Below are 14,071 nucleotides of genomic sequence, written 5' to 3'. Positions count from 1 at the left end.
GCTGTTGCGCCAACATCGCGGAATGCCCCGAACCGAGGCTTTCCATGCAGTGGTTCGAACAGCCCGTTGTTAACGGGTTGGCTCCGCATCGGCTTCGGCAAACGCTTCACGGGCCAGGCGGAAACTGTCCACCGCCGCGGGTACGCCGCAATAAATGCCGACCTGGAGCAGGATTTCGCGAATCTGTTCACGGCTCAGCCCATTGCGCAGGGCACCGCGAATGTGCAACTTGAGCTCGTGGGGCCTGTTGAGCGCGGAAATCATGGCCAAGTTTATCATGCTGCGCTCTTTCAGCGACAAGCCTTCGCGGCCCCAGACGTGACCCCAGCAATACTCGGTGACCAGCTCCTGCAACGGTTTGGTGAATTCATCTGCGTTCTGGATCGAGCGGTTGACGTAGTCCTCGCCCAGTACCTGGGTGCGGATTTTCAGGCCCTTTTCGTACTTTTCATTGCTCATGTGCAGTACTCCGGCATAAAAAAGGGGCCGCAACCGAGGGTGAGACGATTAGCGCGACCCCTGAAAACAGGGGCATCGATGTTGGCATCTTCGCGGGCAAGCCCGCGAAGATGCCAACATCGACTCAAGATGTATCAGCCAAGTGGCGGCAGGGCGCCGAGCTTGCCCTTGTGGTACACCATCGGGGTCATCGGCTGCTCAGGCAACACCAGGTTCTTCACCGCGCCGACAATGATCGCGTGGTCACCGCCGTCGTACTCGCGCCACAATTCGCACTCGATGATCGCCGTGGCCTTGGCCAGCAGGGGGTTGCCCAGCTCGCTCAGGTGCCACTCGACGCCCTTGGCCTTGTCCTTGCCCTTGCCTGCGAAGGCATACGCCTCGGCGGTCTGGTCGGCGGACAGCAGGTGGATGGCGAACTGCTTGCTGTCGCGCAGGATCGGGTAGGTGTCGGAGGCGTAGTTGGGGCAGAACAGCACCAGCGCCGGGTCGATCGACAGCGCGCTGAATGCACTGGCGGTGATGCCGACGATGCCGCCGTCGGCGTCCAGGGTGGTCACTATCGTGACGCCGGATGGGAAGGAGCCCATCACGTCTTTGTAGATGCCGGGTTCGATCATCTCGTGTTCCTCCTAGCGCATCACGAACGGGTCGGGCATCGGCGCGGTGGACAAGTTGATCCACACGGTCTTCAGCTCGGTATAGGCCAGCACCGAATCGATGCCGCTCTCACGGCCGTAGCCGCTGTTCTTGAAACCACCTATCGGTGCCATGGCCGACACGGCACGGTAGGTGTTGACCCAGATGATCCCCGAACGCACGTCGCGGGCCAGGCGGTGGGCACGGCCCAGATCGCGCGTCCAGATGCCGGCAGCCAGGCCGAATTGCGAGTCGTTGGCCATGGCCAGGGCTTCTTCTTCGGTCTTGAAGCGAATTACTGCGGCGACCGGGCCGAACACTTCTTCCTGCATGATGGTCATCGCGTTGCTGTCGCACTCGAACAGGGTCGGCTCGTAGAACCAGCCGTCACCTTCAACGTCGGCACGCTTTCCGCCCATGTGCAGTTTGGCGCCTTCGGCCTTGGCCGCCGCCACCAGGCCTTCGACGACTGCCAGCTGTTGCGCGGTGGCCATCGGGCCCATTTCGCTGGCGTCGTCCTGCGGGTTGCCGATGCGGATGCGCTTGGCGCGGGCAATCAGGCGCTCGACGAACTCGTCGAAGATTTCATCCTGCACCAGCAGGCGCGAGCCGGCCACGCAGCTTTGCCCGGACGCGGCATAGATGCCGGCCACGGCGCCATTGATGGCGCTGTCCAGGTCGGCGTCGGCGAAGATGATGTTCGGCGACTTGCCGCCCAGTTCCAGCGACAGCTTGGCGAAGTTTTCGGCACTGCTGCGCACCACGTGGCGGGCGGTGGCGGCACCGCCGGTGAAGGCGATCTTGCGCACCAGCGGGTGGCGGGTCAGCGCCGCGCCGGTGCTGGGGCCGTAGCCGGTGACCACGTTGACCACACCGGCCGGGAAGCCGGCCTCAAGGGCCAGTCGGGCCAGCTCGAGGATGGTTGCCGAGGCGTGCTCGGACGGTTTGAGCACGATGGTGTTGCCGGCAGCCAAGGCCGGCGCCAGCTTGATCGCGGTGAGGTACAGCGGGCTGTTCCACGGGATGATCCCGGCAACCACGCCGATTGGCTCGTGCACGGTGTAGGCGAACAGGTCGGGTTTGTCCAACGGCAGGGTGCCGCCTTCGAGCTTGTCGGCCAGGCCCGCAGTGTAGTGGAAGAACTCCGGCAGATAGCCGACCTGACCGCGGGTTTCGCGGATCAGCTTGCCGTTGTCACGGCTCTCCAGTTGGGCCAGGTGCTCCTTGTTCTCGGCAATCAGGTCACCCAGACGACGCAGCAGCTTGCCGCGGGCGGTGGCGGTGATGCTGCGCCACGCCTTGCTGTCGAAGGCACGCTGGGCGGCCTGAACGGCCAGCTCCACATCGGCTTCATCGGCGTCGGGCAGTTGCGCCCAGGCCTGGGCGGTGGCCGGGTTGAGGCTGTCGAAGGTCTTGCCGCTCTGGGCATCGCGCCATTGGCCGTCGATGCACATCTGGAAACGAACGAGGGTCATGCAACAATCCCCTTGGCGGATTCGGTGAGGGTGCGGGCTTGGGTGAGGAAGTCCAGCAGCATCTTGTTGACTTCACGCGGTGCTTCCACCGGCATCATATGCCGTTGCTCGGCGAGGACCACACTGCGTGCGCCAGGAATGCAGGCGGCGAGCTGGCGGGTCATGGCCGGGGTGGAGCCCGAGTCGAGTTCGCCGGTGGCGATCAGCGTCGGCACCTGGATACTGCCCAGGTCGTCGGCGCGGTACATGTCCTGAGTGGCGAACAGCGAATAAGTGGTGTGGTAGCCCTGCGGGTCGTTGCTCGCCAGTACCTGGCGAATGGCGGCGACCTGCGCGGGGTTGGCAGCCTTGTATTCACGGCTGAACCAGCGGTCCAGGGCAGCATCGACGTTGGCGTCTGGGCCCAGCTCCGCCGCTTGGGCAGCGCGGGCGATCACCCCGGCACTTTGCTCGGGGGTGCGGTTGAACACGCTGTTGAGCACGACCAGTGCAGCCAGGCGCTGCGGGTAATTGAGGGCGAATGCACGGGCAACCAGGCCGCCCATGGAGAAGCCGATCACGGTGGCTTGTGCAATTTGCAGGTGGTCAAGCAGTTCGGCGAGCTGGTCGGCATAGCCTTCCAGCGGTGTGTCGGCAGCCGGTACGCGGCTTTGACCGTGGCCGAGCATGTCGTAGGCGATGACGCGGTAGTCGTTGGCCAGGCCAACGAACTGACCGCCCCACATTTCCTTGTTCAGGCCCACGCCGTGGATCAGTACCACGGGTTGGCCCTGGCCGACATCCAGATAGCTGGTGCCGGCAGGTGTGCGTTCAGCGACAGGCTGAATCATGGAGGGCGCTCCTTGAAGGTCGGGCGCGGCGGGTAAGCACGCCACGCCCCGGCCCGTCTTGGTTGTTGTTATTGAGCGTTGGCTTTTTCGGCAGCCAGTTCTTCCAGGTCGATGTAACGGTTGCCGATGCGCGGGTGCAGGCGGCCGCCATCGGCTGCGCCCAGGACCACGACGATTTCATCGGCACGCGGGGCGTCTTCGATCTGCATTTCCAGGGTGATGTAGTGCGAACGCAGGCCTTCGTCGTCCTTCTGCATCATCGGGATCTGGATCGAAGTGCCTGGGCCGCCGCGCTTGTTGGTGAAGCTCAGGTAGCTCTTGGCCTGTACCGCCTCGCGGTAGTGGTTGCCGAAGCGCAGGGTATGGATCACGGCCGAGGCGTGCTCGATTTCGCCATCGGCGCCGACGACGGCGGCCTTACCGTAGGCCTCGATCTTGTCGGCGCCGCCAATGGCAGCAGTCAGGCGCTCGACCATCAGGGCACCCAGCTCCGAGCAGTTGGCGCGAATTTCCGGCTTCAGATCTTCAACGAAACCGCGACCGGCCCATGGGTTCTTGATCACGACGGCCAGGCCGACCATGGTCACCGGCTTGTCGGTGGCCTTGCCGCCTTCGATGCGGGTCTCTTCGGAGTAGGTGACGATCTTGCGGATTTCGAAACTCATGGATGGCTCCTGGTGAGGGTTATCAGCTCTTGTTGTCTGATGGTATACCATAATATTTGTTGTGCAAGAGGTGTCAGGAAATTTCTCTTGCCGGGGGACGAAAGGTGGCCTGATGCCTTGATTTCTCTGTTGTCTGTACTGGCCTCTTCGCGGGCTTGCCCGCTCCCACAGGGACTGCACAGGTTTCAAAAAAAAGCCCGCTCACGCAGGCCGAAGGGGCCCACGGGAGCGGGCGCGTCCCGCAATGATTCAGGCAATGGGAATTCAGGCGAACGCCGGCACCACTTCCTTGATGAACAGCTCGAGCGACTTCTTCTTCTCGGCGTGGGGCAAGCTGTTGTCGCACCAGAAGCTGAACTCGTCGACGCCCAGTTCCTGGTAGTACTTGATGCGCGCGATGATTTCTTCCGGGGTGCCGATCATGGTGTTCTTGCGGATGTTCTCCAGCTGGAACGCCGGCACTTCGGCGAACTTCGACTCCGGGCTCGGCTCCAGGAAGCCATTCACCGGGGTCGTCTTGTTGCCGAACCAGGCATCGAAGGTGCGGTAGAAGCGCGAGATCGCCTGGGCACCGACCTTCCAGCCTTCCGGGTCGGACGGGCTGTGCACGTGGGTGTGGCGCAGCACCATCAGTTGCGGGCGCGGCACGTCCGGGTTGTTGTCCAGGGCGGCCTGGAACTTGTTCTTCAGGTCCAGCACTTCTTCGTCACCCTTCATCAGCGGGGTGACCATGACATTGCAACCATTGGCAACGGCGAAGTTGTGCGAGTCCGGGTCGCGGGCGGCGATCCACATGGGCGGCGTGGCGTTGAACGGCTTCGGTACGCTGGTGGAGGTCGGGAACTTGTAGACTTCACCGTCGTGGGCGTAGTCGCCTTCCCACAGCTTGCGCACCACCGGCACCATCTCGCGCAGCGCCTTGCCGCCGTCGGTGGCCGGCATGCCACCTGCCATGCGGTCAAACTCGAACTGGTAGGCACCGCGGGCCAGGCCCACTTCCATGCGGCCGTTGCTGATCACGTCGAGCAGGGCGCATTCGCCAGCGACGCGGATAGGGTTCCAGAACGGCGCAATGATGGTGCCGGCGCCCAGGCGGATCTTCTCGGTGCGCGCGGCCAGGTAGGCCAGCAGCGGCATCGGGCTTGGCGAAATGGTGTATTCCATGGCGTGGTGTTCACCGATCCACACGGTGCTGAAACCGCCGTCTTCGGCCATCAGGGTCAGTTCGGTCAGGTCTTCGAACAGCTGGCGGTGGCTGACCTGTTCATCCCAACGTTCCATGTGCACGAACAACGAAAATTTCATGGGTTTTTCCTCAACGCTTGTTATTGCCCGTCAGTCAATCGGGCTTCAATTTGGGAGCGGGCTGCGTCCAACTGCAGGCTTCAGGCAAAGGCCGGCAGGCTGGCCATCTTGCCGCGGCAGTACACCATGGGCCGTGGTGCTTCTGCCGGGACGATCAGGTTGTGCACCTTGCCGACCATGATGGCGTGGTCGCCACCTTCATATTCACGCCACAGTTCGCATTCGATGACGGCGGTGGCACCGGCCAGGATCGGATTGCCCAGTTCACTCAGGCTCCACTCGATACCGCTGGCCTTGTCCTTGCCCTTCTTGGCGAACGCGTAGGCTTCTGCCTGCTGTTCACCCGAGAGCAGATGAATGGCAAAGCGCTTCTGCTTGATCAGTACCGGGTAGGAGTCGGAGGTGTAGTTGGGGCAGAACAGCACCAGTGGCGGGTCCATCGACAGGGAGGAGAAGGCGCTGGCGGTCAGGCCGACGACCGAGCCGTCGTCGTCCTGGGTGGTGATGACGGTAACGCCGGACGGGAAGGAGCCCAGAACGTTCTTGTAGACAGTTGCGTCGATCATCGGGAGTACCTCTGAAGGGCTGCGGTGGTCCGCGGTTTTTATCGTTGATGTGTCTGATGGTATACCGTAATACCTATTTTGCAAGCGGAATTTTCGACCCTGGGTTTTCGCGATGAACGGCCCAAAGCCACGAAAACCGTGGCCTTGAGCGGTGAGGCGGTTTGTCGCAGGGGTTTTGCAAGCGGATCAGTGGCCGTTTTTTCATGCGGATCAGTGTTGTCAAAAGTTTGGAATACCATAATATGGTCCGCAGCTGAGAGGCCGCCTAGATGCGGTTTCCTTACAAAGATAAAAACGACCTTTCGAGCTGAAAACCATGTCCCAACCGTCGTCGCAACACCAGTTTGTCGAGAATCACACGGTCGATTACGTTCCACCTGCCGAGCGCCATGGGAAGGCGCGCGACCTGTTCACCCTCTGGTTCAGTACCAACATCGCGCCACTGCCTATCGTGACCGGCGCCATGGTGGTCCAGGTGTTCCACCTGAACCTGTTGTGGGGCCTGATCGCCATCGTGCTGGGCCATCTGGTCGGGGGCGTGGTCATCGCCCTGGCCTCTGCACAGGGGCCGCAGCTGGGCATTCCGCAAATGGTGCAAAGCCGTGGCCAGTTTGGCCGCTACGGTGCCTTGCTGATCGTGTTCTTCACCGCGCTGATCTATGTCGGCTTCTTTATTTCCAACATTGTCCTGGCAGGCAAGACCATCCACGGCATCGCCCCGAGCGTGCCGATGCCTGGCGCGATCGTGATAGGCGCCCTGAGCGCTACTGCCATCGGCGTGATCGGCTATCGTTTCATCCACATTCTCAATCGCATCGGTACCTGGGTGATGGGTTCGGCTTTGCTGGCCGGTTTCATCATGATGTTCATCCAGGACCTGCCGGCAGACTTCTTCAGCCGCGGCGCATTCAACCTGTCGGGCTTTATCGCCACCGTGTCGCTGGGCACCATCTGGCAGATCAGCTTCTCGCCGTACACGTCAGACTATTCGCGCTATCTGCCGCGTGAAGTGGGCATTGCCAAACCGTTCTGGGCTACCTACCTGGGCGCCACCCTGGGCACCATCCTGTGCTTCAGCTTTGGTGCAGTGGCCGTGTTGTGCGTCCCGCAAGGCACCGACGCAATGGACGCGGTGAAGCAGGCTACCGGCTGGCTGGGCCCGATCCTGATGGTGCTGTTCCTGCTTAACATCATCAGCCACAACGCCCTCAACCTGTATGGCGCGGTGCTGTCGATCGTGACCGCAATCCAGACCTTCGTGGCCGAGTGGACGCCGAGCGTCAAGGTACGGGTGATTCTGGCCTCGGTCATTCTGGTGGGCTGCGGGATGGTGGCACTGAATGCCTCGGCGGACTTCATCGGCCAGTTCATCGGCCTGATCCTGGCGCTGCTGCTGGTGCTGGTGCCTTGGGCTTCGATCAACCTGATCGATTTCTACCTGATCAAGAAGGGCCAGTACGACATCGCCTCGATCTTCAGTGCAGACGGCGGCATCTATGGCCGCTTCAACCACCACGCGATCATTGCCTATGCCTGTGGCATCCTGGTGCAGCTGCCGTTTGCCAATACTTCGCTGTATGTGGGGCCGTACTCGAACATTGTCGAAGGGGCCGACCTGTCGTGGCTATTCGGCTTGCTGGTGACGGTGCCGCTGTATTACTGCCTGGCCACACGCGGGAAGGCGGTTAACAGTGCGCGGGTTATCAGCGTCAACGACTGACAACTGCAACATGGGGCTGCAAAGCAGCCCCGACTATGGCCGCTTGGTCGATTTCCGCGCTTTGCTGGGTCAGGCATGCCCGCGCCCGTCATGCTGCCTGCGATACGCCCCCGGCTGCACCCCCACTGCCTTGGCGAACGCCCTGGTGAATGCGGCCACCGACTGATACCCCACCTGCGCGCCTACCTGCTCAACGGTATGCCCCGCCTGCAGCAACTGGCTGGCATGGCGCATGCGCAGCGCCAGCAGCACTTGTCCCGGTGACTGCCCGGCCAGCTCGCTGAAACGCTTGAAAAAAGCCGACCGTGACAACCCGGTGCAAGCGGCCATGTTCTCCAGGGTCCAGGTTTGCCCCGGATGCTCGATCAATTGCTCAAGCAATCCGGCAAATGCCGGCTGGCGGGCGAGGGCGACCAGCCCGCCCAGCGATTGCCCTGCGTGCACCTGCTGGCGCAGCACGTACAGGAACAACAAGTGCGTCAGCCGTTCCAGTAGCATCTGTGATGGCCCAGCATCTCGCCGGCATTCTTCCAGGATCAGCCCGAACAGCGCCCGCGCTGCGCTGCCGCTGGGATCTTCAGCGCGTAACAAGATCCAGTCAGCGAGACCCTCGACAATCAGCGAGCAGAGGCCCGACTGAAAATGGAAGAAGCCGCAGACCAAGCCAACGCCGTCGGCGGCCTGGCTATCCAGCGCCTGCATGGCCTGGCGCGGCTGGGCACAAGCGTCGACCGGGTCCTGATCGCTGGACAAGCGATAGGCCAGGTCACGCAGCAGGAACACGGCATCACCTTTCTCCAGGCAAATGGCCTGCGGCTGGCCGTCAATGTGCAGCCAGCAATGGCCTTGCACCACCAGATGAAAGCTGGCCCGGCCCATGCCTTGGGTACTGGCATGCCAGCCGCCGCAATAGCGGCCTACATGAAACAGGCTGGCATCGAGCTCCAGGCTTTCTAATAACCAATCGACAAGCGGGCTGGACGAAATCATCTAATGCAAAGACTCAGGAGCAAGGAAAGGCGACTGACGAATATGGAGGGTAGTTCTTATAACCAACAGACTGTAGTGATACTCATCAAAGGAGATCACTGCATGTCCGCGCGCATTACTTTACACACGCTGCAGAGCGCCCCGGAAGCGGCACGGCCGTTCCTTGAGAACGCGCAGAAGAATTCCGGCTTCATCCCCAACCTGCTCGGCGTGCTGGCCAACGCCCCGGCGGCGCTGGAAACCTACGTGACCGTTTCGGCACTCAATGGCAAGTCTGAGCTTGGCCTGGCCGAGCGTGAAGTGGTGCAACTGATCGCGGCCACCCAGCATGGCTGCGACTTTTGCGTGGCCGGCCATACGGCCGTCGCGCTGAACAAGGCCAAGCTGCCGCAGGAGGTGGTCGATGCTCTGCGTGCCCGTGGCGAACTCCCGAACGCCCGCTACGAAACCCTGGCCGCCTTTGCCCGCGAAGTGATCGCCACCCGTGGCAATGTCAGCGAAGCCACCTACCAGGCCTTCCGTGAGGCCGGCTTCAGTGAAGGCAACGCCTTGGAGGTGATTCTGGGCGTAAGCCTCGCAACCCTGTGCAACTTTGCTAATGTTTTCGCCCAGACGCCACTCAACGAAGAGCTTGGCAAATACCGCTGGCAGCCTTCTGCGTAGCCCACCTGTGATAATGGCCATTACCAGGCCGTTGTAGGAGCGGCCTTGTGCCGTGAACGGGCCGCAGAGCGGCCCCGGCGTTATCAAAGGAGCAAGACCATGCAAGATTGTGCATTTCGACACTGGCTGGATGCCAATGCCGAGGCCATCGACCGGGGCCTGTGCGAGCCGCAGCAGGTACTGGCGCAGATCGCAGAATCGCAGCTGCTGCGCACGGGGGTCGACCCAGCGCTGGGCGGTACGGGCGGGCAGGTGACCGACGCGGTCGAGGCCATCGCCGCCATTGCCAGCCGCTCATTGGCCGCGGCTTTCGTCTGCTGGGGCCAGCGTGCCTTCATCGAATACCTGCTGCACAGCCCCAACCAGCCCCTGCGTGAGCGCCTGCTGCCGCGGCTGTTGACCGGTGAATTGGCCGGTGCCACCGGGCTGTCCAACGCCATGAAGTTCCTGTCCGGTATCGAAGCGCTGCAGGTGCGTGGCCGCCCGGCAGCCGATGGCTGGCACCTGGAAGGGCGACTGCACTGGGTGACCAACTTGCGTAAAAGCGGCTTCGTGGTGGCGGCGGCCATCGAGGATGAAGCCGGCGGCGCGCCTTTTGTGCTGGCCATTCCTTCCGACGCTCAAGGCCTGGAGCGCTCTGATGATCTACAACTGATGGGCCTGCAGTCGAGCAACACGGCAGCACTGGCTTTTCACCAGGTGCCGCTGGCCCGCGACTGGTTGCTGCATGAAAATGCACGCGAATTCCTGCCACGGGTACGCCCGGCATTCCTGGCGCTGCAATGTGGCATGGCCATTGGCCTGGCGCGACGAGCGCTGGAAGAGGTTCAGGCGCATCTGCAAGGCCGAGCCTCGTTCCTCGACGAAGCCCGTCAGGTGCTTAGCGAACGCCTAGAAAACACCGTCAGCGAACTCAAGCATGGCTTGCTCGACGGTCGCTTCCAGCAGCAGCCGGCGGCCTTGTTCAAGCTGCGCATCATCCTGGCTGAAAGTGCTGCCGACGCGGTACAACTGGAGTTGCAGGCCAGTGGCGGCAAGGCTTACCTCTGCGAATACGGCGAAGGGTTTGCCCGCCGATGGCGGGAGTCGGCCTTCGTGCCGATCGTCACGCCCAGCCTGGTGCAATTGCGCGCCGAACTGCAACGCCAGGCAGGCGTTGCATGAGCGCGGTGTTGCTGGAGGCCCGTGACATCCGCTTGGGCTACCCGCGTGAGGGTGGTTGGCAGCAGGTGCTGGCGCAGTTCGACCTGCAGCTGGCACCAGGTGAGGTCGTGAGCATCCTTGGCCCCAGTGGTGTGGGCAAGTCCAGCCTGCTGCGGGTGCTGGCAGGGCTGCAGCAGCCTGGCGGCGGCAGCGTGAGCTTGCACGGCCAGCCGCTGCAGGGGCCGCACCCGCGTCTGGCGGTGGCTTTTCAGGATCCCAGCCTGCTGCCATGGCTGAGCCTGGAGAAAAACGTCGCCTTCGGCCTGGACTTCGCCCGTCAGCCCAGGCTGGCGGATGCCGAACGCCGTGCACGCATCGACCATGCGATTGCGGCTGTGGGCCTGGCCCACGCCCGTGGCCAGTACCCGGCGCAGTTGTCTGGCGGCATGGCCCAGCGCACCGCGCTGGCCCGCTGCCTGGCACGCCAGCCCGAAGTCTTGTTGCTGGATGAACCCTTCGGTGCGTTGGATGAGGTGACCCGCGCCGACATGCAGCAGTTGCTGCTGCAACTGATCGCCACGCACAAGACCGCGGCCGTGCTGATCACTCACGATATCGACGAAGCCCTGCTGCTGTCAGACCGGGTTCTGCTACTGGGCAACCTCCCAGCGCACATCCTCGGGCAGTGGCATATCGACCTGCCGCAACCACGGACGCAGCGGGTCGAAGAACTGGGCGCTTTGCGTATCGAAATCCTCAAAACCCTTCGGCGGGCAAGCCGCACAGTCGAACCTACCCCAACCTCGTTGCCCTCGGAGGCTGTCCATGTGCATGGATGACTGCTGTTCCTCTTCTTCGCGTCGTGACTTTCTCAAGCTCGGCGCCATGCTCACTGCTGCCGGTGCATTGCCGTTGCTGTCGAGCTTGCAGGCGCGTGCCGCTGCCGAGCCGGACGCGCCGGTGCGCATCGGCTACCTGCCGATCACCGATGCCACGCCGCTGCTGGTGGCACATAACAACGGCCTGTTCGAGGCCGAAGGCATCAAGGCCGAGCGCCCGGTGCTGCTGCGCAGCTGGGCGCAGGTGATCGAGGCATTCATCTCCGGCCAGGTCAATGTCATCCACCTGCTTTCGCCGATGACGGTATGGGCGCGCTATGGCAGCAAGGTGCCAGCCAAGGTGGTGGCCTGGAACCACGTGGGCGGTTCGGGCCTGACTGTTGCGCCGGATATATCCGCCGTGAAACAGCTCGGTGGCAAGACAGTGGCCATTCCGTTCTGGTACTCGATCCACAATGTGGTACTGCAACAGTTGCTCAACGACAACGGCCTGACGCCCGTGTCGAAGCCGGCCAATGCGCAACTGGCCGCCAACGAAGTCAACCTGCTGGTGCTGCCACCGTCCGACATGCCACCCGCTCTGGCCAGCAAGCGCATTGCCGGCTACATCGTTGCCGAGCCGTTCAACGCACTGGCCGAGAACCTCAAGGTAGGCCGCGTGCAGCGCTTTACCGGCGATGTATGGCGCAACCATGCGTGCTGCGTGGTGTTCATGCACGAGCATGACCTGAATAACCGCCCGGAGTGGTCGCAGAAAGTGGTCAACGCCATCGTCAAGGCCCAGCAATGGACCCGTGACCATCGCACCGAAGCCGCCGCACTGCTGTCCAGGGCGGGCCCCAACAAGTACACCCCGCACGAGCCTGCGGTGCTGACCAAGGTCCTGGCGCCCGCCGCCGAAGACCGTGCTGGCTACATTGCCAGTGGCGCCATTCGCCATCAGCAGTGGGACGAAAAACGCATCGACTTCCAGCCATACCCGTTCCCGAGTTACACCGAAGAGCTGGTCAAGCGCCTGAAAACCACCCTGATCGAAGGCGACAATGCGTTTCTTTCCGGGCTGGATCCGGCGTATGCCGCCCGCGACCTGGTCGACGATCGCTTCGTGCGTAATGCCATCGCGACAGTAGGTGGTCCGTCGGTGTTCGGCATTGCCGACAACTTCGAGCGTAGCGAGGAGTTTGCGGTCTGATGCGCACCCATGTCGTACATGCCGGCCTTGGGCTGGTCGGGTTGCTGGCCTTGTTGCTGTTATGGTGGGCCGGTGTAGCACTGTTCGGCCAGGCCGACGGCCTGTCGGCGCGCTTTTCGCCGGCGGCAACCCTGGCCAGCCTGGTCGAGCTGCTGGGGCAGGGCGAGGTCTATGGGCATATCTGGGTCAGCCTCAAGCGCATCCTGATTGGGCTGCTGCTGGCGCTGCTGATGGGCGTGCCGTTGGGCTTGCTGGTAGGCAGCTACCGGCACCTGGAGGCGGTGACCACGCCGGCATTTCAGTTTCTGCGCATGATATCGCCATTGTCGTGGATGCCTGTGGTGGTGATGCTGATGGGCGTGGGTGACCAGCCGATCTACTTCCTGCTGGCGTTTGCCGCGTTGTGGCCGATCTTGCTGAATACGGCGGCAGGGGTGCGTCAACTGGACCCGCGCTGGCTGCAACTTAGCCGCAGCTTGAGTGCAACGCGCTGGGAAACCTTGTGCAAGGTGATCGTGCCGGGGGTAATCGGTCACGTGCTGACGGGCGTGCGCCTGGCCATCGGTATTCTGTGGATTGTGCTGGTGCCGTGCGAAATGCTTGGGGTGAGTGCGGGGCTTGGGTATTTCATTCTTGATACCCGCGACCGGCTGGCGTATTCCGAACTGATGGCGATGGTGCTGCTGATTGGCGTGCTGGGGTTTGTGCTGGATGCTCTGGCGCGTGGGCTGCATCGGCGCTGGGTGCATGGCTGAAAGGCCAATGGGGCTTCTTCGCGGGCTCGCCCGCTCCCACAGGTACATCACCGGCCTTGGGCCTTACGGTATTCCTGTGGGCGCGGGCAAGCCCGCGAACAGGCCATCGGATCAATGCACGTTCTTGCGCTGGCGCACACATTCCTGGGCTTGAGCGGTCAGCTCATCCAGCCGCTCATCGCGCATCTGCTCCGCTTCGATCATTGCATCCTCACCCTGCTGGTTAAGCAGATAGGTGTGAATCTGCAGCACTTCAGCGGTCTGATAAATCGGCGCAATGTCCAGGCGCCCGATCAGCGCACCACTGGGCAGGCCGGTACTGCTCATCAGCACCTGCGGTCCATTGGCGGCCACCACTTGCATGCCCATCGCCTCGAACCACGGCACCTGGTTGGCAAAGGCGTTCAGCTCCACGCAGGCATGGCGTGAGCGCAGGTCGCCCAGCAGGGCACGGGCGATGCCCTGGCGGCGATGGCTGGCGCACACGGCCAGAAAGGCCAATGCACAGGCCTGCCCATCGTCCTGGGCTGGCAGCGACAGCGCAAAGCCCAGCAACTGGTCCGGTGCTTCGGCATCCAGCGCCAGGGTAAGCGCCACAGCCAGACCGCGGGTGCCGTCCAGCGCTTGCAGGTACTGGTGGACTTCCATGCCGACGCCGTACTGGTACAGCGGGTACAGCGGGTTGTCGACGGCGATGGCGACACTGCTCAAATCGCCGACATTGTGAATGACCAGCTCGCGGATCTGGTTCTGGAAAGATTCGGGCGGCACGCTGTCGAGGCGGCTCAGGATGAACATCTGGGGGCTCCGGCGGATGAGAATACGACCCG

The 14,071-nt window shown here is 62.7% G+C and carries 15 protein-coding genes; 6 read left to right on the top strand and 9 right to left on the bottom strand.

The genetic code is table 11. From position 1 onward, the window contains the following. Nucleotides 1–69 precede the first annotated feature (69 nt). From ACF8O8_RS07915 to ACF8O8_RS07885, 7 genes are all read right to left on the bottom strand, one after another. Complete coding sequence (locus ACF8O8_RS07915; RefSeq protein WP_003256073.1) at nucleotides 70–459, bottom strand: carboxymuconolactone decarboxylase family protein; 390 nt, start codon at nucleotides 457–459, stop codon at nucleotides 70–72. Nucleotides 460–593: 134 nt separating this feature from the next. Continuing rightward, nucleotides 594–1,079 carry a flavin reductase family protein gene (locus tag ACF8O8_RS07910; protein ID WP_010954489.1) on the bottom strand — a complete coding sequence of 162 codons (486 nt, stop codon included), beginning with the start codon at nucleotides 1,077–1,079 and terminating at the stop codon, nucleotides 594–596. Between the two features lie 12 nt (nucleotides 1,080–1,091). After that, nucleotides 1,092–2,573: an aldehyde dehydrogenase gene (locus tag ACF8O8_RS07905; protein ID WP_010954488.1), complete on the bottom strand. Its 1,482-nt coding sequence runs from the start codon at nucleotides 2,571–2,573 to the stop codon at nucleotides 1,092–1,094. Beyond that, complete coding sequence (locus ACF8O8_RS07900) at nucleotides 2,570–3,403, bottom strand: alpha/beta fold hydrolase (RefSeq protein ID WP_020193431.1); 834 nt, start codon at nucleotides 3,401–3,403, stop codon at nucleotides 2,570–2,572. Before ACF8O8_RS07900 ends, ACF8O8_RS07905 begins: the two co-directional genes overlap by 4 nt. Before the next feature lie 68 nt (nucleotides 3,404–3,471). Further along, the gene (locus tag ACF8O8_RS07895) at nucleotides 3,472–4,068 is read right to left on the bottom strand and encodes an amino acid synthesis family protein (RefSeq protein WP_003256068.1); all 597 of its coding nucleotides are present in this window, start codon (nucleotides 4,066–4,068) and stop codon (nucleotides 3,472–3,474) included. Nucleotides 4,069–4,332: 264 nt separating this feature from the next. Next, nucleotides 4,333–5,373, bottom strand: a complete 1,041-nt coding sequence (locus tag ACF8O8_RS07890) for an LLM class flavin-dependent oxidoreductase (protein WP_010954486.1) — start codon at nucleotides 5,371–5,373, stop codon at nucleotides 4,333–4,335. A gap of 80 nt (nucleotides 5,374–5,453) precedes the next feature. Continuing rightward, nucleotides 5,454–5,939, bottom strand: a complete 486-nt coding sequence (locus ACF8O8_RS07885; RefSeq protein ID WP_010954485.1) for a flavin reductase family protein — start codon at nucleotides 5,937–5,939, stop codon at nucleotides 5,454–5,456. A 316-nt stretch (nucleotides 5,940–6,255) separates the two neighbouring features. Between ACF8O8_RS07885 and ACF8O8_RS07880 the strand changes: the two genes are divergently transcribed. Beyond that, on the top strand, nucleotides 6,256–7,659 hold the full coding sequence (locus tag ACF8O8_RS07880; RefSeq protein WP_010954483.1) for a cytosine permease: 1,404 nt from the start codon (nucleotides 6,256–6,258) through the stop codon (nucleotides 7,657–7,659). A 69-nt stretch (nucleotides 7,660–7,728) separates the two neighbouring features. Here ACF8O8_RS07880 and ACF8O8_RS07875 read toward each other — a convergent pair whose 3' ends face one another. Continuing rightward, nucleotides 7,729–8,649, bottom strand: a complete 921-nt coding sequence (locus ACF8O8_RS07875; RefSeq protein ID WP_350298014.1) for an AraC family transcriptional regulator — start codon at nucleotides 8,647–8,649, stop codon at nucleotides 7,729–7,731. A gap of 102 nt (nucleotides 8,650–8,751) precedes the next feature. On the opposite strand from ACF8O8_RS07875, the gene ACF8O8_RS07870 reads away from it, so the two are divergent. The 5 genes from ACF8O8_RS07870 (at nucleotide 8,752) to ACF8O8_RS07850 (ending at nucleotide 13,241) form a co-directional block, all read left to right on the top strand. Next, nucleotides 8,752–9,312 (top strand): carboxymuconolactone decarboxylase family protein, encoded by a 561-nt coding sequence (locus tag ACF8O8_RS07870; RefSeq protein WP_029615376.1) that lies wholly within the window; start codon nucleotides 8,752–8,754, stop codon nucleotides 9,310–9,312. 99 nt (nucleotides 9,313–9,411) lie between these two features. Next, nucleotides 9,412–10,476 (top strand): acyl-CoA dehydrogenase family protein, encoded by a 1,065-nt coding sequence (locus ACF8O8_RS07865; RefSeq protein WP_010954480.1) that lies wholly within the window; start codon nucleotides 9,412–9,414, stop codon nucleotides 10,474–10,476. After that, the gene (locus ACF8O8_RS07860) at nucleotides 10,473–11,294 is read left to right on the top strand and encodes an ABC transporter ATP-binding protein (RefSeq protein WP_350298013.1); all 822 of its coding nucleotides are present in this window, start codon (nucleotides 10,473–10,475) and stop codon (nucleotides 11,292–11,294) included. The genes ACF8O8_RS07865 and ACF8O8_RS07860 overlap by 4 nt, the downstream gene beginning before the upstream one ends. After that, complete coding sequence (locus tag ACF8O8_RS07855; RefSeq protein ID WP_350298012.1) at nucleotides 11,281–12,486, top strand: ABC transporter substrate-binding protein; 1,206 nt, start codon at nucleotides 11,281–11,283, stop codon at nucleotides 12,484–12,486. Before ACF8O8_RS07860 ends, ACF8O8_RS07855 begins: the two co-directional genes overlap by 14 nt. Next, nucleotides 12,486–13,241 carry an ABC transporter permease gene (locus tag ACF8O8_RS07850; protein WP_010954477.1) on the top strand — a complete coding sequence of 252 codons (756 nt, stop codon included), beginning with the start codon at nucleotides 12,486–12,488 and terminating at the stop codon, nucleotides 13,239–13,241. Before ACF8O8_RS07855 ends, ACF8O8_RS07850 begins: the two co-directional genes overlap by 1 nt. 111 nt (nucleotides 13,242–13,352) lie before the next feature. Here the strand turns inward: ACF8O8_RS07850 and ACF8O8_RS07845 are convergent, their stop codons facing one another. After that, a complete protein-coding gene (locus ACF8O8_RS07845; protein WP_392509480.1) occupies nucleotides 13,353–14,039 on the bottom strand; it encodes a GNAT family N-acetyltransferase in 687 nt (228 codons plus the stop codon). Nucleotides 14,040–14,071 lie beyond the last annotated feature (32 nt).

The organism is Pseudomonas sp. TYF_14 (assembly GCF_043105275.1).
GTDB classification, from domain to species: domain Bacteria; phylum Pseudomonadota; class Gammaproteobacteria; order Pseudomonadales; family Pseudomonadaceae; genus Aquipseudomonas; species Aquipseudomonas alloputida.
Note: the sequence above shows the minus strand (reverse complement) of the source record. Positions and strands in the feature narration are given on the sequence as shown.